Consider the following 26124-nt stretch of genomic DNA (forward strand, 5'->3'; position numbering starts at 1 on the left):
AAGGCCAGGCATGACCGTTGTCCCGGCACAGCAGACCGGCGGTGGAGGCGGCAGCAGTGGCCTCTACGACGTTCTGGAACTCGTCCTCGACAGGGGGCTCGTCATTGACGCATTCGTACGGGTCTCCCTGGTCGGCATCGAAATCCTGAAGATCGACATCCGTGTCGTCGTCGCCAGCGTCGACACCTATCTCCGCTTCGCCGAGGCGTGCAACCGGCTCGACCTGGAGGCCGGGCCGCGCAAGAGCCCCGGTCTGCCCGAAATGGTCGGCGAGATCACCGAGTCCGGCGCGCGCGGCAAGTCCAAGGGGGCCCTGTCCGGCGCCGCCGAGACCATCTCGGACGCCTTCAAGCAGGCACGTGACGAAGGCGGCGAGGAGGAGCGGCCCAGGCAGCGCACCCGCAAGTCCACCACGGCGCGCAGGAAGGAGGAGCAGGAGTGAGTACGTACGTGTACGGCATCACCGCGAGCTCGCATCCCGCCCTTTCGAAGGACGTCGGCGGTGTGGGCGAGCCGCCGCGCCCCGTGCGTGTCCTGAAGGAGGGGCAGCTGGCCGCCCTGGTCAGCGACGCTCCCGAAGACCTGCGCCCCAAGCGCAGGGAACTGCTCGCCCACTCGAACGTGCTCGCCGAAGCGGGCGCGACCGGCTGCGTCCTGCCCATGCGGTTCGGCAGCGTCGCCCCCGACGACGACACGGTCACCAGCGTCCTCGCCGAGCGCGCCGAGCACTACCGGGAGCGGCTCACGGCCCTGGACGGCAAGGTCGAGTACAACGTGAAGGCCACGCACGCCGAGGAGGCCGTGCTGCACCACGTGCTGGCCTCGAACCCGGAGATCCGGGCCATGACCGAGGCCAACCGGAAGGCCGGCGGCGGCACCTACGAGCAGCGGCTCCGGCTGGGCGAGATGGTGGTCGCCGCGGTCAAGGCCCAGGAGGCCGAGGACGCGACCGACGTGCAGCACACCCTGGAACCGGCCGCGGACGCGGTCAGTGTGGGCCCCGACTCCACGGGCTGGCTCGCCAACGTGTCGTTCCTGGTCGCCCGCGACGGGGTCGAGACGTTCCTGACCGCCGTCGACCAGCTCCGCGAGGGCCATCCACACCTCGACCTGCGGGTCAACGGCCCGCTGCCGCCGTACAGCTTCGTCGATCCCGGCCCGGCCGAGCCCGCGGACAGCGCGCCCGGCGGCAGGTCGGCGATGGAGTGAGGTGGTGGCCGTGGGACTGATCGGAGAGGTGCTGCTCCTGCCGTTCGCCCCCGTGCGCGGCAGCGGATGGGTGATCAGACAGGTGCTGCAGGAGGCGGAACGCATCTACTACGACCCGGCCGCCGTGCGGGCCGAACTGGCGGCCCTGGAAGAGCAGTTGACCGCGGGCGAGATCGACGAGGAGGAGTTCGACCGTCGTGAGGACGAGCTTCTCGACCGACTGGAGATCGGTCTGCGCGCAGGGTACGGGAACAGCGACGGGACGGCATGATGAACCGAGTGGGACTGGGCCTCGCCATAGGGGCCGGATACTTCCTCGGACGGACGAGGAAACTGAAACTGGCGTTGGCCGTCGGCAGCGTCGTGGCGGGCAAGCGGATGCACCTGAGCCCGCGGGCCGTCGCGGACCTGGTGTCCCAACAGCTGCTGAAGAACCCGCAGTTCAAGGAGATCGGTGACCAGCTGCGCGACGACCTGCGCGGCGTCGGCGAGGCGGCGTCCGGCGCACTGGTCGAGCGCCAGCTCGACGCGCTCTCCGATCGGCTGCACGATCGTACCGAAGAGGTGCGCGAGCAGCTGACGGGCGCGGTGCCGACGCCGGATCTCGGCGGGCGGGACGAGGACGCCGAGGAGGAGACCGAGGACGAGGAGCCGCGCGCGGAGGACGACGACCGCGACGAGGCGGAGGAGTCCGAGGAGGCTGACGGGGCCGAGGCAACCGAGGAAGCTGAGGAGTCCGAGGAAGCCGAGGACGAGGAGCCGTCCCGGAAGGCGGCGGCGAAGCGGGGCTCGGCGCAGAAGACCGCCAAGAAGACGGCGAAGAAGGCCCCCACGAAGAAGGCGGCGGCGAAGAAGACCTCCGCCGGCCGGACAGCGCCCAAGAAGGCGGCCCAGAAGCGGAGCGGGTCAGGCACGTCGGCCGGCCGGAAGACGGCCGCGGCTCGCGGATCCGCCCGTGGCGGCCGGGCGAGCCAGTCGAAGGGCGGTGACGAGCGATGACCGAGACGCTCGGATCCGCGAGCTCCGCCGCCGGCGGGGCCGCCAAGCAACCACTTTCCGGCGTGGCCCAGAGCGAGGCCGCCGACCGGTTCAAGGCCGAACTGCAGGAGTACCTCGCCGCCCAGACCCAGCGGCTGCTGGTCGGCGCGGGACGCAAGCTCGGCGAGGCCACCCTCAAGCTGAACGACATCGCCGAGGGCCGCAGCCCGGGCCTGGCCAAGCTCGCCCTCGACGGCGGCCGCAAGCTCGCCGACGGCAAGAGCCCGCTGCGCAGCGCGCTGGAGGTCGGTGCCGGGCACGCCAAGGACAGCGTGGTCGGCGCGTTCAAGAAGCTCGGCGGCGGCAAGGGCAAGCGCAAGGGGGCGGCCGGCAAGAAGCCCACCGTCATCATGGAGTACGTCGACGTCGGCGTACCGCTGCGCACCGCGTACGACCAGTGGACCCAGTACCAGGACTTCAGCACGTTCGCGAAGGGCGTGAAGAGCGCGAACCGCGCCGACGACACGACCTCCGACTGGCAGCTCAAGGTCTTCTGGTCCAACCGCAGCTGGAAGGCGCACACCACCGAGCAGGTGGCGGACGACCGGATCGCCTGGAAGTCGGAGGGCGCGAAGGGCACCACGAAGGGCGTGGTCTCCTTCCACCGGCTCGACGACAGCCTCACGCGCGTTCTGCTGGTCGTCGAGTACTACCCCGCGGGCCTGTTCGAGAAGACCGGCAACCTCTGGCGCGCCCAGGGCCGCCGGGTCCGCCTCGACCTGAAGAACTACGTCCGCTTCATCACCCTCAAGGGAGAGGCCGAGGACGGCTGGCGCGGCGAGATCCGTGACGGCGAGGTCGTCCGCAGCCATGAGGACGCGGTCGCGGAGGAGGACGAGGAGGAGTACGAAGGAGACGAGGAGAACGGCGAGAACGGCGAGAACGGCGAGTACGCCGAGGACCGGGAGCCCGAGGACGAGTACGAGGAGGACGAAGAGGGCGAGGACGCGGAGCGAGGGGACGAGGAGGAGCCCGAGGACTCGTACGAGGAGGAGGACGAGGACGAGTACGAGGACGAGCCTGAGGACGAGGCCGAGTACGCCGGTGGGGGGAGCCGACGATGACGATGCCGAGCCGGTTGCCCGAGCCCTACGCCCAGGGTGGCAGCGCCAACCTCGCGGACATCCTGGAAAGGGTGCTCGACAAGGGCATTGTCATCGCGGGCGACATCCGGATCAACCTGCTCGACATCGAACTCCTCACCATAAAACTGCGTCTCATCGTCGCCTCGGTCGACAAGGCGAAGGAGATGGGCATCGACTGGTGGGAGGACGACCCGGCGCTGTCCTCCGGTGCCCGCCGCAAGGAACTCGCCAGGGAGAACGCCGAGTTGCGTGAGCGTCTGGCCCAGCTGGAGCCCGCCCGAGAGCAGGAGGAGGCCCCATGACCGCACTGCGCTACGTCTACGCCGTCTGCCGCCCCTTTCGTTCCGCCCTCCAGGCCCAGCTGACGGGGGTCGCCGGAGCGCCGCCGAAGCAGCTCACCCACCACGGCCTGATCGCCGTCGTCAGCACGGTGCCCGAGGCCGACTTCGCCGAGGAACCGCTCCGCGCCCACCTCGAGGACCTGGACTGGCTCACCGCCACGGCCCGCGCCCACCAGCAGGTCATCGACGCGCTCACCGTCGTCACGACCCCGCTGCCGCTGCGGCTCGCCACCGTCTTCCGGGACGACAGCGGCGTACGGACCATGATCGAGGCCCGCGAGGAGGCCTTCCGGCGCGTGCTCGACCGGCTGGAGGGGCAGGTGGAGTGGGGCGTCAAGGTGTACGCCGAGCCGGAGGCGGCGGAAGCCGCGGACTCCGCGGGCGCCGGACGGGTGGGGGGCGACGCGGTGTCCGGCCGTGACGCGGTGTCCGGTCGTGACTATCTGCGGCAGCGCCGTATGCAGACACGGGCCCGCGAGGACATCTGGCAGAAAGCCGCCGCATTCGCCGGCCGACTGCACGAGAAGCTCTCCGCCTTTGCCGAGGATTCCCGCCTGCACGCCCCGCAGAACGCCGCGCTTTCCGGGGCCTCCGGGCAGAATGTGCTCAACGCCGCCTATCTGGTGCCGCGCGCGGATTCCGAGGAGTTCGTGGAACTCGTGGACCGCGAGAAAGACGATGCCCCGGGTATTCGGGTGGAACTCACCGGACCCTGGGCGGCCTATTCCTTCACCGGGGAGTTCGCGGAGGAGCCGGAGGTGGAGCCGTGACCGTCGTCGAACGCCGTGAGGTCGCTCTCGTGGACCTGCTCGACCGGCTGCTCGCCGGCGGCGTCGTCGTCACGGGGGACATCACCCTGCGCATCGCCGACGTCGACCTCGTCCGCATCGACCTGAACGCGCTGATCAGCTCGGTCAACGAGCAGGTCCCGTCGCCCTGGGGGGAGTTGACGTGACGTCACAACGAGGTGCTTCACGAGGTACTTCGCACCAAGATGCGTCGCGACGAGGTACGTCGCCACGCGCCCGGCTCGACCTCGAACCCGACACCGTCGAACGCGACCTGGTGAAACTCGTCCTGACGGTCGTGGAGTTGCTGCGCCAGCTCATGGAACGCCAGGCGCTGCGCCGCTTCGACGAGGGCGGCCTGAGCGAGGAGCAGGAGGAGCGGATCGGTCTCACGCTGATGCTGCTCGACGAGCGCATGACCGAGCTGCGCGAGCGCTACGGCCTGCGGCCCGAGGACCTGAATCTGGACCTCGGGCCGCTCGGGCCGCTGCTTCCCCGGGAGTGAGTCATCGCCGGTACCGGGACCGATTTACCACCGGTACCAGCGGCCCCTGCTCCCGGCCGCGGTGGTGCCGCGCAGCAGGAATCCCAGCAACCACAGAACAAGCACTGCGATCGCGATATACCAAAGCAGCTCGACTGCGAATCCAGCACCGAAGAGAAGCAGTGCAAGGAGCAGGACAAGCAGGATGGGAACCATAATGTGAACCTCCTGCACTCCGAGTTACCCGAATTCGGAGATTCAGGCGTCCTTACGGCACAGAATCTCTCCGTGCAGCACGCTGAACCAGCCGTCCTCGCGCCGCCCCCATTCCCGCCAGGCCTCCGACACGGCCCGCAGCTGCTCCGGGCTCGCGTGCCCGCCCTGCGTGGCCCGCTCGGCATACGCCGAGGCCAGCGTCCGGTCCGCCCACAGACCGCTCCACCAGGCCCGCTCGTCCGGGGCGGAGAAGGTCCAGGTGCTCGACGTGGCCGTGATGTCGGTGAGCCCCGCGCGCAGCGCCCAGGACTTCAGCCGGCGCCCGGCGTCCGGCTCGCCGCCGTTGGCGCGGGCGACCCGGCGGTACAGGTCCAGCCAGTCGTCCATCCCTCGGGACGCCGGATACCAGGTCATGGCCGCGTAGTCGGAGTCGCGCACCGCGATGAGGCCGCCCGGCCTGGTCACCCGTCGCATCTCGCGCAGGGCGGCCACCGGATCACCGACGTGCTGCAGCACCTGGTGGGCGTGGACGACGCAGAACGTGTCGTCCGGGAAGTCCAGGGCGTGCACGTCCGCGACCGCGAACTCGACGTTCGCCAGGCCGCGTCCGGCGGCCGTGTCCCGGGCCTGCTCCAGGATCTCCGGCGCCCGGTCGACACCGGTGACGTGCCCGTCGGGGACCAGGGCCGCCAGGTCGGCGGTGATCGTGCCCGGGCCGCAGCCGACGTCCAGGATCCGCATGTGCGGCTTCAGTGAACCGAGCAGGTAGGCCGCGGAGTTGGCTGCGGTGCGCCAGGTGTGCGAACGCAGCACGGACTCGTGGTGTCCGTGCGTGTAGACGGCGGTGTCCCGTGGTTTCGACATGCCTACAAGGTACGCGCGCATGTCGAATGCTGAGACCTGTGTATTGCTATATGGACTGGGGTGATCAGGTTCCGGGCAGCGGGCGGTAGACCGTCAGCGCCTCCGGCAGCTTCTCCAGCGTCACCTCGCCCCCCACCTCGGTGACTTCGCCGTCGTACGCGAGGAGCGCGCCCGGTGTGACCCCCGACAGGCGCAGCCGGGCCACCTGGACGGCCGCGTGGGCCGGCGAGCGGGTCAGCGGGCCCGCGAGGGCGGCCGCGAGGAGGCGCAGGGCGGGGCGGCGGCCGCCGTGCACGACCCGCACGTCGAGCACGCCGTCCGCGAGGTCAAGGCGCCGGGCGGGGGCGAGACCCACCCGGTGGTAGGTGCCGTTCCCGGCGAACAGCAGCCACAACGGGTGGCTGCGGCCCGCGACTTCGGCGTGCAGGGGGTGGCGTTCGGCGCGCAGCACGCGCAGGGCCGCCAGCACTCCGGCCGGCCAGGCGCCGATGCGGGGCGAGAAGTGGTCCCGCCTGCGCACGAGTTCCGGATACACGCCCAGGCTGCAGGTGTTGAGGAACAGGCCCTGCCGTCCGTCGCAGGTGAACCGGCCCACGTCCACGCGTACGGCCTGGCCGCGCTGGACGGCCCGGCTCAGATCGCGTTCGTCCTCCACGCCCAGGTCCTGCGCGAAGTGGTTCAGGGTGCCGCCGGGCAGCACCGCGAGGGGCAGGCCGTGCCGCAGGGCCACCTCGGCGGCCGCGTTCACCGTGCCGTCGCCGCCGCACACGCCGAGCACCCGGGCCCGGGCCGCCGCCCTGCGCAACTCGGCGCGGGTGTCGTCCGGTTCGCACTCGACGACCTCGGCACGCGGCAGCGAGTCCAGCAGGGCGTGCACCCGGTCGGAGGTGCCCGACCCCTTGTTGGCCACCACGACCAGGCCGTCCCCGTCCGGCAGCGCCGGCACGTCGGTACGCGGCCGGGCCGGCGGGACCAGCCGGTCACGCGTGGGCACCATGCCCCGTACGGCGAACGCGGCACCGGCGCCCAGGGCCGCGCCCGCCAGCACATCGCTCGGGAAGTGGACGCCCGTGTACACCCGGGACAGCGCGACCGACCAGGCGATCGGGGCCACGACCAGGCCCCACGTGGGCGACTCCAGGGCGACACCGGTCGCGAACGCGGCCGCCGACGCGGCGTGCCCGGACGGGAACGAGGTGGTGATCGGCTGCCGCTTCAGCTGCCGGACCAGCGGTACGGGGTCCAGGACGGGCCGGGGGCGACGTACCGACCGCTTGCCGAGCGTGTTGATGGTCAGCGAGGCCAGGCTCAGCGAGGCGAGGCCGCGCGCCGCTGCCCGACGGCCCCGTGGCGTGCGGCCGGCGGCGATGGCGGCGGCCACCGCGAACCACAGCACCCCGTGGTTCGCGCTCCGGCTCAGCCGGGGCAGCACCCGCTCGGCATACGGCCAGTGCTGCTCGGCGGCGAACTCGAACAGCCGGGAGTCGAGGGCGAGGAGCCGGTCGCGCAGGGCGTGCCGGCCGGGCTTGGGGACGGTGAGGTCGACGTCTGGGCTCATACAGGCCTGGGTACCCTGATGTGGCCGATTGCTGTCCGGCCGACGGCGACCGACACACGAAGGAACCTCTCCATGCGCCTGCTCCTCATACGCCACGGCCAGACCCCGTCGAACCTGCACCACCTGCTCGACACGGCCGTCCCCGGCCCGGGCCTGACCGACCTCGGCGAACGGCAGGCCGCCGCCCTCCCCGAGGCCCTCGCCGACGAGGACATCGAGGCGATCTACGTCTCCACCCTGACCCGCACCCAGCGCACCGCGGCCCCGCTGGCCGCCGCCCGCGGCCTCGACGTGATCGTGCGCGACGGCATCCGCGAGCTGTCCGCCGGCGCCCTGGAGATGCTGCCCGGTGACACCGAGCAGGGCGCGCTCTACATGAAGACCGCGTTCGCCTGGGCGGCCGGCGACACGGAGCTGCGGATGCCGGGCGGTGAGAGCGGCGCGGAGGCGCTGGCGCGGTACGACGCGGTGGTGGCGGAGGCCGTGGACAGCGGCGCTCGGGCCGTCGCCATGGTCAGCCACGGTGCCGCGATCCGTGTGTGGACGGCGGCCAGGGCGGCCAATGTCGACGTCCCGTTCGCCGCGGCGCATCCGCTGGAGAACACGGGAGTGGTGATCCTCGAAGGGTCGCCTGCGGATGGCTGGAAGGCGCTGACGTGGGCCGGGGCGGTCGTGGCTCCCGCGGGCGAGGGCGGGCCCGCGGGGTGGCCCGTCGTCGGGGACGCGCCGTAGGGTGCGGCTTTGCCGCCGGGTGCGGGTCCAGTGGGGGCCGGTCCCGGGATAAGGGTTTGCCCGGGCTCCGCGGCAGCCCGCAGAATGCGGCCCCATGGGACATCTGGAAGCCGCGCACCTCGAGTACTACCTCCCCGACGGGAGGGCGTTGCTCGGCGACGTGTCCTTCCGGGTGGGGGAAGGGGCCGTCGTGGCGCTGGTCGGGCCCAATGGTGCCGGGAAGACGACCCTGCTGCGGCTGATCTCCGGGGAGCTGAAACCGCACGGCGGCACCGTCACCGTCAGCGGCGGTCTCGGCGTGATGCGGCAGTTCGTGGGGTCCGTACGGGACGAGACGACCGTACGTGACCTGCTCGTGTCGGTCGCGCCGCCCCGTGTCCGCGAGGCCGCCAAGGCCGTCGACGCCGCCGAGCACGCCATCATGACCGTCGACGACGAGGCCGCCCAGCTGAAGTACGCGCAGGCGCTCGCCGACTGGGCCGAGGCGCGTGGCTACGAGGCCGAGACGCTGTGGGACATGTGCACGACCGCGGCGCTCGGGGTGCCGTACGACAAGGCGCAATGGCGGCAGGTGCGCACCCTGTCGGGCGGCGAGCAGAAGCGGCTGGTGCTGGAGGCGCTGCTGCGCGGCACCGACGAGGTGCTGCTGCTCGACGAGCCGGACAACTACCTCGACGTGCCCGGCAAGCGCTGGCTGGAGGAGCGGCTGAAGGAGACCCGCAAGACGGTCCTCTTCGTCTCCCACGACCGAGAACTCCTCGCCCGTGCCGCCGAGAAGATCGTGTCGGTGGAGCCTTCCCCCGCCGGTGCGGACGCCTGGGTGCACGGCGGCGGTTTCGCCACCTACCACGAGGCCAGGCAGGCCCGCTTCGCCCGCTTCGAGGAGTTGCGCAAGCGCTGGGACGAGAAGCACGCCCAGCTGAAGAAGCTGGTGCTGACACTCCGTCAGGCAGCCGAGAACAGCCCCGACATGGCCTCCCGCTACCGCGCCGCCCAGACCCGGCTGCGCAAGTACGAGGAGGCCGGACCGCCGCCGGAGCCGCCGCGCGAGCAGGACATCCGGATGCGGCTGAAGGGCGGCCGTACCGGGGTGCGGGCCGTCACCTGCGAGGGGCTGGAGCTCACGGGTCTGATGAAGCCGTTCTCCCTGGAGGTCTTCTACGGCGAACGTGTCGCCGTCCTCGGCTCCAACGGCTCCGGCAAGTCGCACTTCCTGCGGCTGCTGGCGGGGGAGGACGTGGCGCACACGGGGGCGTGGAAGCTGGGCGCGCGCGTGGTGCCCGGTCACTTCGCGCAGACGCACGCGCACCCCGAGCTGGTCGGGCGCACGCTCCTCGACATTCTGTGGAAGGAGCACGCCCAGGACCGGGGCGCGGCGATGTCCCGTCTGCGCCGCTACGAGCTCACCCAGCAGGCCGAGCAGACGTTCGACCGGCTCTCCGGTGGCCAGCAGGCCCGCTTCCAGATCCTCCTGCTGGAGCTGGAGGGCGTCACGGCGCTGCTCCTCGACGAGCCGACGGACAACCTCGACCTGGAATCCGCCGAGGCGCTCCAGGAAGGGCTGGAGGCGTTCGAGGGCACGGTGCTTGCGGTCACCCACGACCGCTGGTTCGCGCGTTCCTTCGACCGGTACCTGGTCTTCGGCAGTGACGGGAAGGTCCGCGAGACGCCGGAGCCGGTGTGGGACGAGCGGAGGGTGGAGCGGGCGCGGTAGGTTTTCTCGCCCCCGCCGCCCCTACCCTTCCCGTCCTTCTGGGGCTCCGCCCCAGACCCTGCTCCTCAAACGCCGGAGGGGCTGGATTTCGCCGGGCCAGGCAATTTCAGCCCGTCCGGCGTTTGAGGACGAGGCCCTTAGGGCCGAAGCGGGGGTCTGGGGGCGGCAGCCCCCAGGGACGGGACGGGTAGGGGCGGCGGGGGCGAGGGAAACCGCCCCCGCGGCGCTGTGCGGCTCGGAGGTGCGGTCCAAGTCGCCAGGTGCCGGGCTGTTCGTACAGTGGATGCAGGAAGGCGAGATCCATGGCTCTTTCCCGCTCGACGGGCGGGTACCCGGACCGCATGACCGACCACGACGAGCGGGGCAGCACCATGACCGGAGTCGACCCCGGCCGGCTGGACGACCAGCAGCTCATGAAGGAGCTGGAGACCATCCACCGGACGCGCCACGACACGCTTCTCTACGGCTCGAACGACGCGCTGCGGGCCCACAACGAACGCATGGCGCAACTGGAGGGCGAATACCTCCGCCGCAACCCGCGCCGCACCGTGGCCTCGGGCCGTACCCGCGAGGGCGCCCGAGACCGCTCCACGGGCAGCCCGGCATGACCTGAGCGGTCGGGCAGGGTGGGCGGGGCGGGGCGGCAGCCTGCGCTCGCGCGGGGCGGAACCCGCTGCACCTTCAACCGGCCCTCGGCCCCGGCCCAGCCCCCGCGACCTCAGCGCCGCACCGGCGGCCGCCCCCAGTGCCGGTGGGCCGACAGCGCGGCGATGAAGGCGTGCAGGAAGTCATCGCTCGCCGGGCCCGGTGAGGTGTCCGTCACCACTCCCTGGTCGGCCACCGTGTGGTGGAACTCGGCGGACAGCCGTACGCCCTCCGGCTCCAGGGCGGACAGGACGCCCACCCCGGACCCGAGCGCGCCGACGGGCTTGCCGTGCCGGTAGGCGTCCCGGACGAAGCGCATCGCGTCCGGGTCCGCGGCCGTGGCCGGGGTGCCCACGGGCCCGCCGGGCAGCAGCACGGCGTCGTAGAGCACGGAGGCGACGGTCGGCAGGGCCCGGTCGACCGCGAACCGGTCACCGTCGGCGCCCGTCACCGAACCGTCCGTGGGCGCCAGGGCCTCGACGATCGCGCCCTGGGCGGCCAGTGACTCACGCACCGACGTGACCTGCGCGGTGTCGACACCGTCGGCGACGAGAACGGCGATCTGCCGGGTGCGGACCGAGCCGTCGCCGCCCAGGGATTCCAGGCTCAGCGCGGGGGAGGAGAGCTTGTCCGCCGCCTCCGTCCCCGACGGCTCCGGTACCCCGACTCCGCGCGCCACCTGGGCGGCCAGGTCGCCGTTGACCTTGGCGAGACGCTCGACCGTCCGGGCCCGCACGGCCATCGTGCCGACCTTGCCGAGCTCGAACCGGAAGGCCGCGACGATGTGCCGCTTCTCCCAGTCCGCCATGCTGTTCCAGAACATCGCGGGCTGGGTGTAGTGGTCCTCGAAACTCGGGCTGCGGCGCCGGATCTTGGCACCGTCGACGCGCTCGGCGTAATGCGTGTACGCGTTTGCTCCGGCGCCGGCGTGCGCGGGGCAGCCGCCGCCGAGGGAGTTCGGGAAGTAGTTCGTGCCGCTGTGCAGCGCGCTCTGGTGGTAGCCGTCGCGTTGATTCGTGCGTACGGGGGCCACGGGCCGGTTCACCGGCAGCTGGGCGAAGTTGGGGCCGCCGAGCCGGATCAACTGTGTGTCCAGGTAGGAGAAGTTGCGGGCCTGGAGCAGCGGGTCGTTGGTGAAGTCGACACCGGGGACGACGTTCGCCGTGTGGAAGGCGACTTGCTCGGTCTCGGCGAAGAAATTCTCCGGGTTGCGGTTCAGCACCATGCGGCCGACCGGTCGTACCGGCACCTGCTCCTCGGGAATGATCTTCGTGGCGTCGAGCAGATCGAAGTCGAAGGCGAACTCGTCCTCCTCCGCCACGAGCTGGACGCCGAGCTCCCACTCGGGGTACTCGCCCGCCTCGATGGCGTCCCACAGGTCCCGCCGGTTGAAGTCCGGGTCACGGCCCTGGCACTCCTGCGCCTCGTCCCACACCAGCGAGTGCACGCCCAGCTTCGGCCTCCAGTGGAACTTCACGAACGTGCCCTTCCCGACCGCGTTCACGAACCGGAAGGTGTGCACGCCGAAGCCCTGCATCATGCGGTAGCTGCGCGGGATCGCCCGGTCCGACATCAGCCACATGATCGCGTGCAGGGTCTCCGGCTGGAGCGAGACGAAGTCCCAGAGCGTGTCGTGCGCGGAGGCACCCGTCGGAATGTCGTTGTGCGGCTCCGGCTTCACCGCGTGCACGAAGTCGGGGAACTTGATGCCGTCCTGGATGAAGAAGACCGGGAAGTTGTTCCCGACCAGGTCGTAATTGCCCTCCGACGTATAGAACTTGGTCGCGAAGCCGCGCACGTCCCGCACGGTGTCGGCCGAGCCGCGCGGCCCCTGCACGGTGGAGAACCGCACGAAGACCGGCGTCCGCACGGACGGGTCCTGGAGAAAGGCGGCGCGCGTGAACTCCGCGCAGGACTCGTACGGTTCGAAGAAGCCGTACGCCCCCGCGCCCCGCGCGTGCACCACCCGTTCCGGGATCCGCTCGTGGTCGAAGTGGGTGAGCTTCTCCCGGAAGTGGAAGTCCTCCATCAGCGTCGGCCCGCGTTCGCCGGCGGCCAGCGAGTCGTCGGTGTGGTCGACCTCCACGCCCTGGTCGGTGGTGAGCGGCCCGGCGGCCGGGTCGTCCGCGCGGAAGGCCTCCCGTTGCTCCTGCTTGCGGTCCCCCATCAGACGGCCTCCTTGGGCTTCCTGGACTCCCGGGCGAACACCTCTAGGAACGTCTCGCAGAAAGCCTTCAGATCGTCCGGCTTACGACTGGTGACCAGCTTGTTCGGGCCGTGGTCGCAGATTCGTACCTGCTCGTCGACCCATGTGCCGCCCGCGTTGCGGATGTCGGTTTGCACACTGGGCCAGGACGTCAGCACCCGGCCGCGTACGACGTCCGCCTCCACCAGCGTCCACGCGGCATGGCAGATCGCGGCGACCGGCCTGCCCTGCTCGAAGAAGTCCCGCACGAACGAGACGGCCTTGCGGTTCGTCCGCAGGTAGTCCGGGTTGGCGACGCCACCGGGCAGCACCAGCGCGCCGAAGGAGTCCGCCGACGTCTCGCCCACGACCTCCTGCACCGGGAACTTGTCCGCCTTGTCGAGATGGTGGAACGCCTGGATCGTGCCGGGCTTCGTGGACACGAGCACCGGCTCGTGGCCGGCGTCCACCGCCGCCCGCCAGGGATCGGTGAGCTCGACCTGCTCGACGCCTTCGGGGGCGGTCAGAAAAGCGATACGCATGATTCCTCAAAGTCCTTTCGTGGTCCCCAAGCGGGCTTCGTCCTTCGCGCGCTTCCTGTCCCGCCGGGCCGTGCGCACGCACCGCAGCAGTTCCTCGCCGTAGGGCAGCAGGACGCAGGTGCCGACCGCGGCCGCGATGCCCGCCAGGTAGCCGCGGGACAGCGGCGGCCGGCGCGGTACCAGACGCCACGCGTCGGGGTCGCCGCGCCCGCCACGCAGCAGGGACGCCACCTGGTCGGCGTGCAGACACATCAGTGAGGCCAGCCCGCCGAAGGGCAGCGACTCCAGAAAGCTGTGGATGTGCTGCTCGACGGGCTTGACCTCGCGGTCGCTGTGGACGGCCGTGCGCACGTCCCACAACGCGGTCGCCTCGTGCGTCGCGGCCGCGCCCAGCTGCACGGTCAGCAGCAGCGGATTGACCTCGTAGCGCAGGGTCAGCGCGATGGGGATGCCGACCTCGGTCATCATCAGCGCGTGGATGAGTGACTCCTTGGTGCCGGTCGTCTCCTCGATCCGGGTCCGCCGGTGCATCCACCAGTCGGCCACGCCCGGTACGAACCAGCTCGGCAGGAGCCCGTACAGCAGATAGCGGGCCGTGGCGTCGCCGACGTCGACGGTGACACCGTGGGCGCTGATCTCGGCGGCCTGGTCGCGGCTCACGCCGGATCACCGAGGATGCCCTGGGTGCGCATGGGCCGCGCCGCCTCGACGAGCGAGGCGTCGGGGCGGACGGCGACCACGCCCGCAGTCATCACGTCCCTCATGAGCTCAGCCATCGTTGTCGGCCCTCCTGCCTCACCCGGCCGGTGCGGGTGCCACGGACGCGTCGGTGCGATGTCGCCCGCGGTACCCGCCCGGCCGAGCCCTTCACACGTTCCTTCGCCGGGCGGACCGCCCGGCCCCGGTCAGGTCCTCGGCCAGTTCCTGGACGTTGGCGTAGCGCGTGGAACGCGGCAGGCGCTCCAGCGACTCGACAAGGGCGTCGGGCGCGTACCCGCGGCGCAGCTCACCGATCAGCTCCCGGGGGCTCGCCGGGAAGGTACCGCGGCGCAGGATCCGCGCCAGTTCGAGCCGGACCGCCTCCATGGACGCCGACGTCCCCGGTGCCACCGGCCCGCCCGCGACCTGCGGGTCGTCCTCCGCGGACGGCTCGGGGTCGTGCCACTCCTCGGTCCGCGTGGGGTGCCCGGACCGCAGCAGACCCTGCAGTTCGTGCTTCATCTCGTCGTCACGGTGAACGCTCAGCCGGTCACTGCCTCGCTGCATGACTCCCTCCAGATCTTCGGGGCTGCGCTCCGCGTACCCGATGACAGGGGGCCGACACAGGGTTTGCACCCCGGAACCCGGGTGACCCGGCGTTCACCACCCCCCACGCACGTTCCGGGGAAGGACCGGTCCCATGGCACTGATCGCTGTGCTCCTCCCGCTTCTCATGCTCGGCGCGGTGCTGGCCCTGGGCCGCTACGAGGAACTGCTCCTGCCGAAGGAACAGGACGACGACGGGCCGGAGGGGGCGGCGCTCGGGCGCTGAGGAGCGGTCGGTCCGCCCGCACGGTGTTTGCGGCGCGGGCAGGGGGGCAGGCGAACCACCAGTGCTTCGGACAGGAGGCACGTCCGTGGGAGCGGGTTTTCCCCGCCATGGGTGTGTCCGGTTCCGGTACGCGCCCCCAACTCCCGCGGTGACCGTCCAACCCAGAGCACCCTTCAAGGGAGTTGCGACGCACCATGCCCACTTCAGTGAGCGCGAAGCACCACCCGCACGACGACGCCCCCGACACCGCGGAGGACTTCCGCAGGCTCGCCGCGCTGCCCGACGGGCAGCAGCGCGACACCGTCCGAGACCGGATCGTCGAATCGTGGCTGCCCATGGCCGACCGGCTCGCCGGACGGTTCCGCAGCCGCGGCGAGAGCTTCGAGGATCTGCGGCAGGTCGCCGCCCTCGGGCTGGTCAAGGCCGTCGACCGATACGACCCCGAGCGCGGCAACGCGTTCGAGAGCTATGCCGTGCCCACCATCACCGGCGAGATCAAGCGGCACTTCCGCGACCACATGTGGACGCTGCACGTGCCGCGCCGGGTGCAGGACCTGCGCAACCGGGTCCGGTTCGCCGTCCAGGACCTGCAGACCGTCTCCGGCCGCAGGCCGACCGCCGCCGAGATCGCCGAGCACGCCGACATGACCGAGGCCGACGTGCGCACCGGCCTCGAGGCGCTGGAGAGTTTCACCGCCCTGTCGCTGGACGCGGAGCTGCCCGGCAGCGATGACGGGTATTCGCTGAGCGACGCGCTGGGCTCCGCCGACCCGGCGCTGGACACGGTCGTCGACCGTGAGGCCGTCAAGCCACGGCTTGCCGCGCTGCCCGAGCGTGAGCGGGCGATTCTGTACATGCGGTTCTTCGGGGACATGACCCAGAGCCGGATCGCCGAGCAGTTGGGAATCTCGCAGATGCATGTGTCTCGGCTGATCAGCCGGTGCTGCAGTCGGGTGCGGGAACAAGTGCTCAGTGACGTGGCCTGACGGGCGGGTTTCGCCGTAGGGGTGCGGGCTGCCTGCGCGGTGCCGGTCCGTTGTGGCCGGTCGCGCTCACGCGGCGGAGCCGCTGTCGACGCAGCCCGCGCCCCTTCAGGGTGTTGCCGTCACCGCGAGTGTCATGTGGCGGGACATGGTGTCCATGGCCTTCGCCTCTGCCATGGAGAACGGCGGGCGGGCACCGCACCGGAAGAGGGTGAGTACGCCCTGTACCGTGCCGTCGGACGTCAGGGGCACGCACAGCAGTGATGTGACGTTCGCCTGTACGAGGACGGGTGCGCCCTCCGTGTTCCTGCCGAAGGCGTCCGGGTCCTCGGGGCGTACCTGGAGGGACGGGGATCCGGTGCGGGTGGTCTCCGTGACCAGGGGGCAGGTGGCCGGGTCCTGTTCCGTGAGCGCGGCCGCCTCCTTCTGCGAGGGGGCCAGCACCGCCGTACGGGACAACCGCAAGGTGCCCGTGTCGGCGATCACCCAGTCGGCGAAACGGCCGTGCAGGACCTTGGCCGCCTGTCGGACGACGGCCTCGCGGTCGCCGCGCGGCGCACTGAGCAGGGCCGTGGTCATCTCGTCCTGGAGGTCCGTCAGGGCCGCGTGCCGGGTCGTCTCGGTGAGGTCGGGAACCTGGGCCGTCGGCGTGGCGGCCGGGGCCGGTCCGCCGGACTGCAGCACCACCAGGACCGTGGTGTGCGGCTCGCCGTTCGGGCGTACGGCGGCCAGGGTGGCGTGGACCGGTGCGGACGGATGCTGCTGGAGGTGCACGGTGAGGCTGCGGTCGCCCTCGCCGCGGGCCACCGCCGCGGCCTGGGAACGGAACGCCACCCGGTCGGCGTGGGCGAGGAAACCGGTCAGCGGGCGGCCCGTCGCATAGCCCGCCCGGACGCCCGTGAAGGACGTCGCCGCGAAGTTCAGCCGGCGCACCACCGTCTCCCGGTCCACCAGCGCCACCGGCAGCGGAAACCGCTGGAAGACCGCGCGCAGCAGGTGCTGTTCCTGGCGGTCGGCGGACGTCGTACGGGGCTGTCCGCCCGAGGACAGCCGCTCGTACCAAGGCCACAACTGGTCGGCGACGTGGTCGAGTTCGAAGATGGCCGCGTCGAGGACGGTCGGCAGATCCCCCTCCGACACGGATCGCGCCGCCTTGAGCTCCGCGACGCGGCGCACGAAGTCCACGAGCTCCTCACCGAATTCGTCCGTCTGCGCCATGGGATGAACCTAGCTGGTGACAAGGCGTTTCGGGGCACTGAGGAGCAACTGGCCTGCTCTGTTCGCCCGTTGTTTTCCCCGGCCGGGACGGGGCACGCGCACAAAAGAGGAGGAGTTGAGAATGCCCGCTCATGAACAAGTGGATCGCTGGGGTGACGAATCCCCTGAAGCCGCCCTTCCCGGGCGCAGGCTGTCCGAGTTGGTCGAACAGGCCGTGCGCTGCACCGCTGACTGCTGCGGAGCGAGCAGCATGGTGAGCGAGGCGGGAACCGAACGGCCCGCCGCCGTCACCCATCCCGACCTCGCCGGACTCGTCGCCGTGCAACTGCGCTCCGGGGACGGGCCCATTCCGGACGCGCTGGAACGTGGCGAGCCCGTCGACTCGGCCGACCTGCTGCGCGACGAGCGCTGGCCCGAGTACCGCGCCATGGCGCTCGACTCGGGTGTGCGCTCCAGCGTCACGCTGCCGTTCCGCCGCTCCGGGCTCACGGTGACGCTCAGTCTCTACAGCTTCCGGCCGGGCGCCCTGGAGAACACCTCGCACGGGCCCGTGCAGGCCCTCGGCGACCTCGCCGCGAGCTGCCTGGTCCGCGACCGCTCCTACCGTGCCGCGCTCACCGAGCTCGGCCACCTCGGCACCGCCCTGCGCTCGCGGCCCGTAGTCGACCAGGCGTGCGGCATCGTCATGCACGTCCTCGGCTGCGACGCCGACGCCGCCTTCGGTGTACTGCGCCGCATCTCCCAGGGCACCAACCGCAAGCTGGCGGATGTCGCGTCCGGCGTCGTCAGCAGGCGGGGGCGGGGCCTGGAGCGGGACTTGGCGGCGTTGCTGAACTGACAGGTGGGGTGGGGTGGAACAGCGGGCTTGGGGTGGACATGCCCGCTGCCGCCCAGGGTTTGGAAACCCAACTCGCCGGGGCGACTCGGCATGCCTCCCGGCGTCACCCGCTCGGCCGCCCCCGTCCCGCGAATGGTGTCCGGCCGCGCGCGCCCGGGCGCCGGGCGGGCTGTCATGGCTGCGGGGGCACGAACGCCGTACCCCCGCAGCCGTCGGCCGAAGGAGTCCACCCCATGCGCCGCACCGCCCGTGCCCTGTCCGTCGCCGCTCTGATCGGTGTCGTCCTGGGTTTCGCCGCCTCGGCCGCCCTGGCGGACCCGGCCGCGGAGGTCAGCCCCGGCACCGTCTCCCCGGGCGGGAGCGTCACCGTGTCCGTCTCCTGCGACCCCATCGAGGGGAACGCGCCCCCCACCATCGACGCCACCTCGCAGGCGTTCGAGGAGGGCACCGTCCAGCTGAAGCGGGTCCCGGGCAACGAGGAGAAGGCGGCGGGGGCCGCCTACAGCGGCACCGCACGTGTCCCCCCGGCCGAGAACCTCGAGGGTGACTCGGACGCGGTCGGATCCGACTCCGCGTCGACGGTCGACGGAACCTGCCCGGCGGCCTCCGGCGGCGAGAGCAAGCCGTGGAGCGCGACGTTCACGGTGACCCGCGACAGCGGTGGCGGCAAGGACAGCGGTGGTGGCGGCAAGGACGGCGCCGGGGGCGGCAAGGACGGCGCCGGGGGCGGCAAGGACGGCGTCGGCGGCGAGGACGGCGGCGAGGAGGGCGCTGGTGGCGAGGGGGGCGTGGAAGAAGGCTCTCAGGGAGGTACGGACGGCGGCGAGGCCGGTGAGGAGGGCACCGAGGGTGGCGCGGACGACACAGGCACCGGCACTGAAACCGGCCCCGACGCCGACGCCGACGCCGACGCCGGCATCGGCCCCGACACCGGCTCCGGCAACCGTCGCTCCTGCGCCGAGTCCCGTCCGGACGGGTCCGCGCCCCATCTGACCGAGCCCTACGCGGAGGAGACCGGGGCCCTCTGGGACGAGGGTGAGGGACACTCGGAAGACTGCGACGACGCGGCCGCGCGGCAGGGTGTGCGGGCCGGTGCGGGCGGCGCCTTCACCGACTCCGTGCCCGCCCTCGTCGCCGGCGGCGTCCTGATCGCGGGTTCCCTGGGCGGCGCGGTGTACCGGCTGCGCCGCAAGAAGCCCGCCTCGGAGGACTGATCCTCACGGCCACGCGTCCGCCCGACCGCCCGTCGACCCGGGACGTCCGGCACCGCGCCCGCCGACATCGCGCCGGGCGAAACCCGGGCGGGCGCCCATGGCGTCGCGCGACGATGGGTACGCAGAGCGCGAGGAGCACACGGCACACCGTGCGGCCCCCGCACCGTAGGAACCTCAGAGCCCGCGCCACTCGCGGCACGGCACACCGACCCGCACGGAGCACCCGACCACGACGAACCACCCAGGCACCAGGCACAGCGCGGAGGCACCGATGCGCCGGACGGACCCCGAAGGCCACGGCCCCGTCCGTTACGGGCCGCCGCTCCCGGACGACGGGCTGCCCGTGCTGCCCGAGTCGGCCGCCGTGCTCGCCGCGGCCGCGGGGCGGTCCGAGAGCGAACCGGTCGGGGGCGGCCCCGCACTCCTGGAGGCCGCGTGCGGCTACTGGGCGCGGCGTGGCCTGCCGACCGAGCCCGAGCGGGCCGTGGCGGGTCCCGGCGCCCCCGCCCTGCTGCTCGCGCTGACCTTCGCGATCGGCGGCGACGTGCTGGTGCCGAGGCCCTGTGCCGCCTGGTGGGCGCCGTACGCACGCCTGTTGGGCAGACCCGTCTTCCATGTGGCGACACCGGCCGAGTGCGGCGGGGTCCCGGACCCGTACGCCCTGCTGGAGACCGTCCGCCGGGTTCGTGCCGAAGGCGGTGACCCGCGGCTGCTCGTGCTGTCCGTCGCGGACGACCCCACGGCCACGGTGGCCCCGCCCGAGACCCTGCACGAAACCCTGGAGGCGGCCACCGGGGAGGGGCTGCACCTGGTCAGCGACGAGACCTGGCGCGACACCGTGCACGCCCCGCACGACACCGTGCTGCTCAGCCCCGCCGAGATGCTGCCCGAGCAGGTCACCGTCGTCACGGACCTGGCCGGTGCCCACCTCCCGCCGGGCTGGCCGGCCGCGGTCGCCCGGTTCCCCGCGGGCGAGGACGGTGACGGCCTCCACGCGCGCGTGCTGGACGTGCTCACCGCGCTCGGCGCCCGCGTCGCCGGCCCTGTCGCCCTCGCGGCCGGGTACGCGCTCACGGAACCCGAGCCGGTCACCGCGCGGGTCACCGCCGCCGTACGCCTGCACGCGCGCGTGGCCGCCGCCGCGCACGCCGCGGCCGTGGGGGCCGGGGCTCTCGCGCGGCCCCCGCAGGCCGGGCGGCACCTGTACGTCGATCTCGCCCCCCTGCGCGCCGGGCTGTCCTCGCACGGTGTGGGGGACGCGCAGGACCTGGAGGACTTCCTCGCCGCCCGGCTCGGCATGCCGGCACCGGGCGGGCACCGCTTCGGCGACGACCTCCAGGCCCTGCGTGTGCGGCTGTCCACCGGACCGCTGCTCGCGGGCACCGAAGAGGAACGCGCGGAATGCGTCACCTCGTCCGCGCCGTTGGAACTGCCACACGTGCAGCGCGCGTTGATCCACTTGAAGTCGGTCTTCGACGATCTCCGTGACGACGCTCAGCGATGGGAGCCTCCTCGATGACGCAGCAGTCCGAGTCGACCACCACGCGTACGACCACCACGCGTACGACCACCACACATCCAGCCACCACGCGGACAACCGCCACACGTACGACCGACCCGAGCACCACCGCGCAGGACGCCGACGCTCCTGCGGACCCATCGGCCTTCGCGCCCCCGTACCCGCCGCTCGCCGCACCCCGCCCGCTGGGCGAACTCCGCGCGTGGCCGCGCACCTTCCACGACCGCCTCACCGCCCCGCTCCCCGGCATCAGGACCCTCGCCCGCTTCGCCCGCGAGGGCGCCGTACGCCCCGGCCGCGAGGGACTCGCCGACATCCCGCGGCTGCCCTTCGAGCCGGGCCCGCTGCCCCGTGTCGACGCGCGCACGATCGCCGTCTCCTGGGCGGGGCACGCCAGTTGGGTCGTCCGGATCGGCGGGCTGACCGTCCTGACCGACCCGGTCTGGTCGCGCCGCATCCTCGGCACCCCGGCCCGTATCACCCCCGTGGGCATCGCCTGGAGCGCCCTGCCCCGCGTGGACGCGGTCGTCATCAGCCACAACCACTACGACCACCTGGACGCACCCACGCTGCGCCGGCTCCCGCGCGACACCCCCGTGTTCGCGCCGGCCGGCCTCGCCTCCTGGTTCCGTCGCCGCCGGTTCACCCGGGTCACCGAGCTGGACTGGTGGGAGGCGGCCGAACTGTCCGGCGTCCGCTTCGACTTCGTGCCCGCCCACCACTGGTCCAAGCGCACCCTCGTCGACACCTGCCGCAGCCTGTGGGGCGGCTGGGTGCTCACCGCCCCCGACGGACAGCGCGTGTACTTCGCCGGCGACACCGGCTACGGCCACTGGTTCACCCGCATCGGCGAGCGCTACCCCGGCATCGACCTCGCCCTGCTCCCCATCGGCGCCTACGACCCCCGCTGGTGGCTCAGCGACGTCCACTGCGACCCGGAGGAGGCGGTGCGGGCCGCCCAGGACCTCGGCGCGCGGCGGATGGCACCGATGCACTGGGCGACGTTCGTCCTGTCGGCGGAACCGGTCCTGGAACCGCTCACGCGGGTGCGTGCGGCGTGGGAGAAGGCGGGGCGGGACCGGGAGGACTTGTGGGACCTGCCGGTTGGTGGCTCACGGGTGCTCGACAACGCCGGGTAAGGGTCGCAACCTCAGGGGCGCGGGAACTGCGCGAGCAACCACGTACAACCCGCACCCCGCAACGAACATCACCTGGCAGATCGAACCCGCCTCCAAACACTCGGCACCGCACTGATCACCACGGTCAGTACGACCGCCGCCACCACGCCTTGCCAAGGCTCCGGGAACAGCGAGCCCCCCAGGATCCCGATCAACTGATACGTCACCGCCCACGCAAGGCACGCCGGAAAGTTGCCGCGCGCGAACCGCCGCATCGGCCACTTCGCCAGCAGACACGCCAGCATCACCGGCAGCCGCCCCGCCGGCACCAGCCGCGACAGCACCAGCACGGCCACACCGTGCTCGGCGAGCTTCTCCTGGGCCTGAGTGAGCCGCTCCTCCGGCGCGCGCGAGCGGATCGCCTCCAGCCAGCGCGAGCCGTTCTTCGATCCCATGCCGCGCCGGCCCAGCCAGTACAGCGTCGCGTCGCCCAGGAACGCGGCCGTCGACGCCGTCACGAACACCAGGGCCAGCGAGAACGGGGCCGTCTGGTGAAACGCCACCACCGCCGCCGAACTCACCAGCGCCCCCGTCGGCACGACGGGCACCAGCGCTCCGATCAGCACCAGCAGGAACAGTGTCGGATAGCCGATCGCCTGCTGCGTCGACTCGGTCGGCACCACCGTCGCGGTGGTGGCCAGCACCGTCACCGGGTCACTTCCAGGCGCACGCTCTCCCCGTGCGCGAGCCGGTGCACCGACACGCCGGGCGCGCGCTCGGCCGCGAGCCGCGCGAACTCGTCGCCGGGCGCGTGGAATTCATGGGGGCGTACGGCGTCCATGCCGATCGGCCAGTACGTGCCGTAGTGCACGGGCACGGCACTGCGCGGGACGAGCCGCGCCAGTGCCTCGGCCGCCCGCCCGGCGTCCAGATGGCCTTCCCCGAGATACGGCCCCCAGCCGCCCACCGGCAGCAGGGTCACGTCGACCGGACCGACCTCCTTCGCCATCGACTCGAACAGGCCGGTGTCCCCGGCGAAGTACGTGCGCCCCTCGCCCTCGATGACGTAGCCGAGCGCGGGGGAACGGTGCGGGCCGACGGGCAGTCGCCGCCCGTCGTGCCGCGCGGGAACCGCCCGTACGGTCACCCTGCCCACCGATGTGACGTCCCCGGGCGCCATCTCGGTCACCCGCAGCTGCGTGAGGCGGCGCAGCCCCGGCACCGCGCGGGACGCACCCGCGGGCACGAGCAGGTGGGTGCCCTGCGCCAGCCTGGCCAGGGACGGGACGTGCAGGTGGTCGGCGTGCAGGTGGGAGACCACGGCGACGTCCGCGCGCCAGGCGTCGGGCGGTGGCAGGTCGCCCCGGCGGCGGCGCAGGTGTGCGAGCCGGCGCGCGAACAAGGGATCGGTGAGCACGCGCACGTTCGAATCCTCGACCGTGCAGGTGGCGTGACCCCACCAGGTGACCTCCACCGGCACCTTCTTTGCCTCCTTCGCGCGACTCCCCGAAGCGTACGGGCTGGAGTAGGGTCGGCGGCGAAACCCGGAGGTGAGGGGGACGCCATGGGGTCATCCGTAGTGCGCGTCACGGCGATCGCCAGTCTGACGCCGCTCGAAGAGCTGGACGCCGACCCCTTCCTGGTGGACTCCCGCAGCCAGCACGCGATGTGCGCGCACTGGGCCGCCGAGCACGGGTACGTCGTCGCGCGCGAGCTCCTCGTACGACGGCTGCGGGCCGACCACAGCGTGCTGTGGGAAGGCGTCCGGCCCGGCCTCGACCTGTTCGTGGCGCCCAGCCGGAGGGTGCTGGAGAGCGCCTTGTCGTCCGTCGAGGAGTTCACCGCGGAGTGCGCCCGGCGCGGGGTGCGGGTGGAGACGGTGGGGCGCGCGGAACCGTTGTACGACGCCCAGATGAAGGCCCGGGTGCACCGCAGGCTGTCGATGCCGACGGCCGGATACGACGGCCGCTGAGGATCACGGCCGACGGTGGACCGCGGACCCCCGGGAACCGGGGTCGTGCACCATGCGTTGTCGCAGGCGTGTGCCAGGCTGGGGGCGTAGGGGCCTGTGCCTCGACGCGGGTCGGGACGTGAGGTGGGCTGGGCGTGCGTGGTAGGCGTTGGCGGCGGGTTGCCAGTCAGGTCGGGCGGAGCGTTGCCGTGTGGGCCGTCTCCACCGTCACCATGCTCGTGCTCGCCGGGATCCTGCCCGACTTCCAGCTGCAGTCGGCGGACGGCGACAGCGCCACCCGGATCGCCGTCACCGCGGCCCTGGGCGCCGGTGCGTTCGGTCTGCTCTCGGCGATCTTCTGGCCTCTGCTCGTACGGCTCCTGCTCCTCGTGCCCGCCCTCGTGCTCGGCCTGCTGGTGTTCTTCCTCAACGGCTCGCTGCTGATCATCGCGCTGCGCCTGGTCCCCTCCGGCGACAGCGAGGCCGCCCCCGAGACCGCCGTCATCGTCGCCGCCGTGATGTCCGCGGTCGCCTCCGCCACCGGCGCCGCCCTGGCCGTACGGGACGACGACGCGTACCGGCGCCGCCTGTACCGTCTCGCCGACCGCCGCCGCGGCGCCCTGCCCCCCGGCCCGGCAAGCCCCGGCACCGTCTTCCTGCAGCTCGACGGCGTCGGCCACGACGTCCTCCTCGACGCTGTCGGCAAGGATCTGATGCCCACCATCGCCCGCTGGCTCGGCGACGGCGACATCGACGCCACAGCCGAGGCCGCAGCCCGGCCCACCCACCGGCTCACCCCCTGGCGCACCGACTGGTCCAGCCAGACCGGCGCCAGCCAGCTCGGCATCCTGCACGGCAGCAACCACGACGTCCCCGCGTTCCGCTGGTACGAGAAGGCCGGACGCGAGGTGATGGTCTGCAACCGCCCGACCAGTGCCGCCGAACTCCAGCGCCGCGCCGTCGACCGCACCGGCGACGGCGGGCTGCTCAGCGCCGACGGAGCCAGCCGCGGCAACCTCTTCAGCGGCGGCGCCGACGAACAGGCCCTCGTGCTGTCCATCGCGACCAGACGGCGCGGCCGGGAGAACCGCTCCCGGGCCGGCTACTTCGCCTACTTCTCCGACCCGGCCAACGCCGTACGCACCGCCCTGTCCTTCATCGCCGAGGTCGGCCGCGAGATCGGCCAGTCGACCCGGGCCCGGGTCCGCAAGGTCCGGCCGAGGGTCTCCCGCGGCGGCCTCTACCCCTTCGTCCGCGCCTTCGCGACCGTCGTCGAACGGGACGTCGTCGTCGCCGCGGTGATGGGCGACATGTTCGCCGGCCGCACAGCCGTCTACGCCGATCTCGTGGCGTACGACGAAGTGGCCCACCACTCCGGGCCCGCGAGCCGCGACGCCGAGAAGGTCCTCGAACGCCTGGACCGCGCGCTCGCGTTGATCGAGAAGGCCGCCGAGCACGCCCCGCGGCCGTACCGCGTCGTCGTGCTGTCGGACCACGGACAGAGCCCCGGCGAGACCTTCCGCTCGCGCTACGGCCTGGGCCTCGGCGACCTGGTGCGGGCCGGCTGCGGACTGCCCGTGCCGCGCAGGGCGCAGCGCACCCACAGCGGCGCCGAGGCCCGCGCGGCGGTACGCGCGGCGCTGCGCCGGCCCGTCGAGGAGGGCGGCGAGCAGCACCGCCCCTCGCGCCGCCGCTCCGAGCCGATCGTGCTGGCCTCCGGCAACCTCGGCCTGGTCTCCTTCCCGGACGTGCCGCACCGGATGACCAGGGAGGAGATCGACGCCCGCCACCCGGCGCTGCTCACCACGCTCGCCAATCACCCCGGCATCGGCTTCCTGCTCGTCCGCAGCGAGGAGCACGGCGGGGTCGTGCTCGGCGCGTACGGCGCGGAGATCCCGCTGGATCGACTGGACGGCGATCCCGGGCCGTTGGAGGCCTTCGGGCCGGGTGCCGCCGACGCCGTGCGCCGTACGCACTCGTTCCCGAACACCGCCGACATCATGGTCAACTCCATGTACGACCCCGCCGACGGCGAGGTGCTCGCCTTCGAGGAGCAGATCGGCTCGCACGGCGGACTCGGCGGGGCGCAGGGCAGGCCGTTCCTGCTGTCGCCGCTGGCCTTCACCGCGCCGGTCGACGACGGGGAGGACCTCGTCGGCGCCGAGCACGTCCACCGAGTGCTGCGCCGCTGGCTGCACGAGACCAACGGCCCCCAGGTGCCACTGACGCCGCCTCAGGACCAGCGGGCGGCCTGATCGCGAATAAATCGCATGACGTCCGCAACCATCAATTGAGAACCTCGACGGCGAGCAACCACATCCGCGAGAGCGGCGCCGGTTTAGGCGCAATGA

General features: G+C 72.3%; 30 protein-coding genes and 1 pseudogene. 20 read left to right on the plus strand and 11 right to left on the minus strand.

Features of this window, described 5'->3' with window-relative positions; all coding sequences use genetic code 11:
* Positions 1-10: 10 nt before the first annotated feature.
* The 9 genes from EJ357_RS38905 to EJ357_RS38945 are packed head-to-tail and all read left to right on the plus strand — an operon-like array spanning position 11 to position 4966.
* Positions 11-442: a gas vesicle structural protein GvpA gene (locus EJ357_RS38905; RefSeq protein WP_126396338.1), complete on the plus strand. Its 432-nt coding sequence runs from the start codon at positions 11-13 to the stop codon at positions 440-442.
* Positions 439-1209: a GvpL/GvpF family gas vesicle protein gene (locus tag EJ357_RS38910; protein ID WP_126396339.1), complete on the plus strand. Its 771-nt coding sequence runs from the start codon at positions 439-441 to the stop codon at positions 1207-1209. Before EJ357_RS38905 ends, EJ357_RS38910 begins: the two co-directional genes overlap by 4 nt.
* 10 nt (positions 1210-1219) lie before the next feature.
* Positions 1220-1480 (plus strand): gas vesicle protein GvpG, encoded by a 261-nt coding sequence (locus tag EJ357_RS38915; RefSeq protein WP_126396340.1) that lies wholly within the window; start codon positions 1220-1222, stop codon positions 1478-1480.
* Positions 1480-2208 (plus strand): DNA primase, encoded by a 729-nt coding sequence (locus EJ357_RS38920; RefSeq protein WP_126400596.1) that lies wholly within the window; start codon positions 1480-1482, stop codon positions 2206-2208. The genes EJ357_RS38915 and EJ357_RS38920 overlap by 1 nt, the downstream gene beginning before the upstream one ends.
* Positions 2205-3311: an SRPBCC family protein gene (locus EJ357_RS38925; RefSeq protein WP_126396341.1), complete on the plus strand. Its 1107-nt coding sequence runs from the start codon at positions 2205-2207 to the stop codon at positions 3309-3311. Before EJ357_RS38920 ends, EJ357_RS38925 begins: the two co-directional genes overlap by 4 nt.
* Complete coding sequence (locus EJ357_RS38930; RefSeq protein WP_126396342.1) at positions 3308-3634, plus strand: gas vesicle protein; 327 nt, start codon at positions 3308-3310, stop codon at positions 3632-3634. The genes EJ357_RS38925 and EJ357_RS38930 overlap by 4 nt, the downstream gene beginning before the upstream one ends.
* Positions 3631-4443, plus strand: coding sequence for a GvpL/GvpF family gas vesicle protein (locus tag EJ357_RS38935; protein WP_126396343.1), 813 nt, complete (start codon positions 3631-3633; stop codon positions 4441-4443). Before EJ357_RS38930 ends, EJ357_RS38935 begins: the two co-directional genes overlap by 4 nt.
* Positions 4440-4628, plus strand: a complete 189-nt coding sequence (locus EJ357_RS38940) for a gas vesicle protein (protein ID WP_030953078.1) — start codon at positions 4440-4442, stop codon at positions 4626-4628. Before EJ357_RS38935 ends, EJ357_RS38940 begins: the two co-directional genes overlap by 4 nt.
* Positions 4625-4966 (plus strand): gas vesicle protein K, encoded by a 342-nt coding sequence (locus tag EJ357_RS38945; RefSeq protein ID WP_126396344.1) that lies wholly within the window; start codon positions 4625-4627, stop codon positions 4964-4966. The genes EJ357_RS38940 and EJ357_RS38945 overlap by 4 nt, the downstream gene beginning before the upstream one ends.
* 24 nt (positions 4967-4990) lie before the next feature.
* Here the strand turns inward: EJ357_RS38945 and EJ357_RS38950 are convergent, their stop codons facing one another.
* From EJ357_RS38950 to EJ357_RS38960, 3 genes are all read right to left on the minus strand, one after another.
* Positions 4991-5161: a hydrophobic protein gene (locus tag EJ357_RS38950; protein WP_126396345.1), complete on the minus strand. Its 171-nt coding sequence runs from the start codon at positions 5159-5161 to the stop codon at positions 4991-4993.
* A gap of 42 nt (positions 5162-5203) precedes the next feature.
* Positions 5204-6025 (minus strand): class I SAM-dependent methyltransferase, encoded by an 822-nt coding sequence (locus EJ357_RS38955; protein ID WP_126396346.1) that lies wholly within the window; start codon positions 6023-6025, stop codon positions 5204-5206.
* Positions 6026-6089: 64 nt separating this feature from the next.
* Positions 6090-7583 carry a bifunctional phosphatase PAP2/diacylglycerol kinase family protein gene (locus EJ357_RS38960; protein WP_126396347.1) on the minus strand — a complete coding sequence of 498 codons (1494 nt, stop codon included), beginning with the start codon at positions 7581-7583 and terminating at the stop codon, positions 6090-6092.
* 72 nt (positions 7584-7655) lie between these two features.
* On the opposite strand from EJ357_RS38960, the gene EJ357_RS38965 reads away from it, so the two are divergent.
* The 3 genes from EJ357_RS38965 (at position 7656) to EJ357_RS38975 (ending at position 10637) form a co-directional block, all read left to right on the plus strand.
* Entirely contained in the window at positions 7656-8315 is a 660-nt protein-coding gene (locus EJ357_RS38965) for a histidine phosphatase family protein (RefSeq protein ID WP_126396348.1), read from the plus strand.
* Positions 8316-8409: 94 nt separating this feature from the next.
* Entirely contained in the window at positions 8410-10029 is a 1620-nt protein-coding gene (locus EJ357_RS38970) for an ABC-F family ATP-binding cassette domain-containing protein (RefSeq protein WP_126396349.1), read from the plus strand.
* A gap of 341 nt (positions 10030-10370) precedes the next feature.
* Positions 10371-10637 carry a DUF6158 family protein gene (locus EJ357_RS38975; protein ID WP_126400599.1) on the plus strand — a complete coding sequence of 89 codons (267 nt, stop codon included), beginning with the start codon at positions 10371-10373 and terminating at the stop codon, positions 10635-10637.
* Positions 10638-10747: 110 nt separating this feature from the next.
* Here EJ357_RS38975 and EJ357_RS38980 read toward each other — a convergent pair whose 3' ends face one another.
* The 5 genes and pseudogenes from EJ357_RS38980 to EJ357_RS39000 form a co-directional block, all read right to left on the minus strand.
* The gene (locus EJ357_RS38980; protein WP_126396350.1) at positions 10748-12841 is read right to left on the minus strand and encodes a catalase; all 2094 of its coding nucleotides are present in this window, start codon (positions 12839-12841) and stop codon (positions 10748-10750) included.
* Positions 12841-13401: a type 1 glutamine amidotransferase domain-containing protein gene (locus tag EJ357_RS38985; protein ID WP_126396351.1), complete on the minus strand. Its 561-nt coding sequence runs from the start codon at positions 13399-13401 to the stop codon at positions 12841-12843. Before EJ357_RS38985 ends, EJ357_RS38980 begins: the two co-directional genes overlap by 1 nt.
* A 6-nt stretch (positions 13402-13407) precedes the next feature.
* Positions 13408-14061 carry a diguanylate cyclase gene (locus EJ357_RS38990; RefSeq protein WP_126396352.1) on the minus strand — a complete coding sequence of 218 codons (654 nt, stop codon included), beginning with the start codon at positions 14059-14061 and terminating at the stop codon, positions 13408-13410.
* Positions 14062-14075: 14 nt separating this feature from the next.
* A pseudogene (locus tag EJ357_RS38995) lies at positions 14076-14177 on the minus strand (CBS domain-containing protein); the annotation flags it as partial.
* Between the two features lie 91 nt (positions 14178-14268).
* Positions 14269-14667: a DUF2795 domain-containing protein gene (locus EJ357_RS39000; RefSeq protein ID WP_126396353.1), complete on the minus strand. Its 399-nt coding sequence runs from the start codon at positions 14665-14667 to the stop codon at positions 14269-14271.
* Positions 14668-14800: 133 nt separating this feature from the next.
* Between EJ357_RS39000 and EJ357_RS50330 the strand changes: the two genes are divergently transcribed.
* Both EJ357_RS50330 and EJ357_RS39005 read left to right on the plus strand, forming a co-directional pair.
* Positions 14801-14932, plus strand: coding sequence for a hypothetical protein (locus EJ357_RS50330; protein ID WP_267132824.1), 132 nt, complete (start codon positions 14801-14803; stop codon positions 14930-14932).
* A gap of 194 nt (positions 14933-15126) precedes the next feature.
* On the plus strand, positions 15127-15918 hold the full coding sequence (locus EJ357_RS39005; RefSeq protein ID WP_126396354.1) for an RNA polymerase sigma factor SigF: 792 nt from the start codon (positions 15127-15129) through the stop codon (positions 15916-15918).
* A gap of 105 nt (positions 15919-16023) precedes the next feature.
* On the opposite strand, the gene EJ357_RS39010 is transcribed toward EJ357_RS39005, so the two are convergent.
* Positions 16024-17133, minus strand: a complete 1110-nt coding sequence (locus EJ357_RS39010) for a PAS domain-containing protein (protein ID WP_126396355.1) — start codon at positions 17131-17133, stop codon at positions 16024-16026.
* 121 nt (positions 17134-17254) lie between these two features.
* Here EJ357_RS39010 and EJ357_RS39015 point away from each other — a divergent pair, with 121 nt between their 5' ends.
* The 4 genes from EJ357_RS39015 (at position 17255) to EJ357_RS39035 (ending at position 21843) form a co-directional block, all read left to right on the plus strand.
* Positions 17255-17971, plus strand: a complete 717-nt coding sequence (locus tag EJ357_RS39015; protein ID WP_126396356.1) for an ANTAR domain-containing response regulator — start codon at positions 17255-17257, stop codon at positions 17969-17971.
* A 233-nt stretch (positions 17972-18204) separates the two neighbouring features.
* Positions 18205-19185 (plus strand): hypothetical protein, encoded by a 981-nt coding sequence (locus tag EJ357_RS48625; RefSeq protein WP_175647224.1) that lies wholly within the window; start codon positions 18205-18207, stop codon positions 19183-19185.
* Positions 19186-19456: 271 nt separating this feature from the next.
* Positions 19457-20704 (plus strand): aminotransferase class I/II-fold pyridoxal phosphate-dependent enzyme, encoded by a 1248-nt coding sequence (locus EJ357_RS39030; RefSeq protein WP_126396357.1) that lies wholly within the window; start codon positions 19457-19459, stop codon positions 20702-20704.
* Positions 20701-21843, plus strand: a complete 1143-nt coding sequence (locus tag EJ357_RS39035; RefSeq protein WP_126396358.1) for an MBL fold metallo-hydrolase — start codon at positions 20701-20703, stop codon at positions 21841-21843. The genes EJ357_RS39030 and EJ357_RS39035 overlap by 4 nt, the downstream gene beginning before the upstream one ends.
* Positions 21844-21911: 68 nt before the next feature.
* On the opposite strand, the gene EJ357_RS39040 is transcribed toward EJ357_RS39035, so the two are convergent.
* Both EJ357_RS39040 and EJ357_RS39045 read right to left on the minus strand, forming a co-directional pair.
* The gene (locus tag EJ357_RS39040) at positions 21912-22532 is read right to left on the minus strand and encodes a DedA family protein (protein WP_126396359.1); all 621 of its coding nucleotides are present in this window, start codon (positions 22530-22532) and stop codon (positions 21912-21914) included.
* Positions 22529-23302 (minus strand): MBL fold metallo-hydrolase, encoded by a 774-nt coding sequence (locus EJ357_RS39045; RefSeq protein ID WP_126396360.1) that lies wholly within the window; start codon positions 23300-23302, stop codon positions 22529-22531. Before EJ357_RS39045 ends, EJ357_RS39040 begins: the two co-directional genes overlap by 4 nt.
* Before the next feature lie 84 nt (positions 23303-23386).
* Here EJ357_RS39045 and EJ357_RS39050 point away from each other — a divergent pair, with 84 nt between their 5' ends.
* Positions 23387-23794 carry a hypothetical protein gene (locus EJ357_RS39050; RefSeq protein ID WP_126396361.1) on the plus strand — a complete coding sequence of 136 codons (408 nt, stop codon included), beginning with the start codon at positions 23387-23389 and terminating at the stop codon, positions 23792-23794.
* A gap of 134 nt (positions 23795-23928) precedes the next feature.
* Positions 23929-26028, plus strand: coding sequence for a phage holin family protein (locus tag EJ357_RS39055; protein WP_175647674.1), 2100 nt, complete (start codon positions 23929-23931; stop codon positions 26026-26028).
* The last annotated feature ends 96 nt before the right edge of the window (positions 26029-26124 follow it).

This window comes from Streptomyces cyaneochromogenes, from assembly GCF_003963535.1.
Classification (GTDB): Bacteria; Actinomycetota; Actinomycetes; order Streptomycetales; family Streptomycetaceae; genus Streptomyces; species Streptomyces shaanxiensis.

Coding starts and splice junctions, on each gene's coding strand:
- EJ357_RS39035 (WP_126396358.1), top strand. CDS start 20,701: ATGACGCAGCAGTCCGAGTCGACCACCACGCGTACGACCACCACGCGT.
- EJ357_RS39015 (WP_126396356.1), top strand. CDS start 17,255: ATGCCCGCTCATGAACAAGTGGATCGCTGGGGTGACGAATCCCCTGAA.
- EJ357_RS38985 (WP_126396351.1), bottom strand. CDS start 13,401: ATGCGTATCGCTTTTCTGACCGCCCCCGAAGGCGTCGAGCAGGTCGAG.
- EJ357_RS39010 (WP_126396355.1), bottom strand. CDS start 17,133: ATGGCGCAGACGGACGAATTCGGTGAGGAGCTCGTGGACTTCGTGCGC.
- EJ357_RS38925 (WP_126396341.1), top strand. CDS start 2,205: ATGACCGAGACGCTCGGATCCGCGAGCTCCGCCGCCGGCGGGGCCGCC.
- EJ357_RS39005 (WP_126396354.1), top strand. CDS start 15,127: ATGCCCACTTCAGTGAGCGCGAAGCACCACCCGCACGACGACGCCCCC.
- EJ357_RS39030 (WP_126396357.1), top strand. CDS start 19,457: ATGCGCCGGACGGACCCCGAAGGCCACGGCCCCGTCCGTTACGGGCCG.
- EJ357_RS50330 (WP_267132824.1), top strand. CDS start 14,801: ATGGCACTGATCGCTGTGCTCCTCCCGCTTCTCATGCTCGGCGCGGTG.
- EJ357_RS38935 (WP_126396343.1), top strand. CDS start 3,631: ATGACCGCACTGCGCTACGTCTACGCCGTCTGCCGCCCCTTTCGTTCC.
- EJ357_RS38970 (WP_126396349.1), top strand. CDS start 8,410: ATGGGACATCTGGAAGCCGCGCACCTCGAGTACTACCTCCCCGACGGG.
- EJ357_RS38980 (WP_126396350.1), bottom strand. CDS start 12,841: ATGGGGGACCGCAAGCAGGAGCAACGGGAGGCCTTCCGCGCGGACGAC.
- EJ357_RS39000 (WP_126396353.1), bottom strand. CDS start 14,667: ATGCAGCGAGGCAGTGACCGGCTGAGCGTTCACCGTGACGACGAGATG.
- EJ357_RS38960 (WP_126396347.1), bottom strand. CDS start 7,583: ATGAGCCCAGACGTCGACCTCACCGTCCCCAAGCCCGGCCGGCACGCC.
- EJ357_RS48625 (WP_175647224.1), top strand. CDS start 18,205: ATGCGCCGCACCGCCCGTGCCCTGTCCGTCGCCGCTCTGATCGGTGTC.
- EJ357_RS38955 (WP_126396346.1), bottom strand. CDS start 6,025: ATGTCGAAACCACGGGACACCGCCGTCTACACGCACGGACACCACGAG.
- EJ357_RS38920 (WP_126400596.1), top strand. CDS start 1,480: ATGAACCGAGTGGGACTGGGCCTCGCCATAGGGGCCGGATACTTCCTC.
- EJ357_RS38965 (WP_126396348.1), top strand. CDS start 7,656: ATGCGCCTGCTCCTCATACGCCACGGCCAGACCCCGTCGAACCTGCAC.
- EJ357_RS38975 (WP_126400599.1), top strand. CDS start 10,371: ATGACCGACCACGACGAGCGGGGCAGCACCATGACCGGAGTCGACCCC.
- EJ357_RS39050 (WP_126396361.1), top strand. CDS start 23,387: ATGGGGTCATCCGTAGTGCGCGTCACGGCGATCGCCAGTCTGACGCCG.
- EJ357_RS38905 (WP_126396338.1), top strand. CDS start 11: ATGACCGTTGTCCCGGCACAGCAGACCGGCGGTGGAGGCGGCAGCAGT.
- EJ357_RS38950 (WP_126396345.1), bottom strand. CDS start 5,161: ATGGTTCCCATCCTGCTTGTCCTGCTCCTTGCACTGCTTCTCTTCGGT.
- EJ357_RS38930 (WP_126396342.1), top strand. CDS start 3,308: ATGACGATGCCGAGCCGGTTGCCCGAGCCCTACGCCCAGGGTGGCAGC.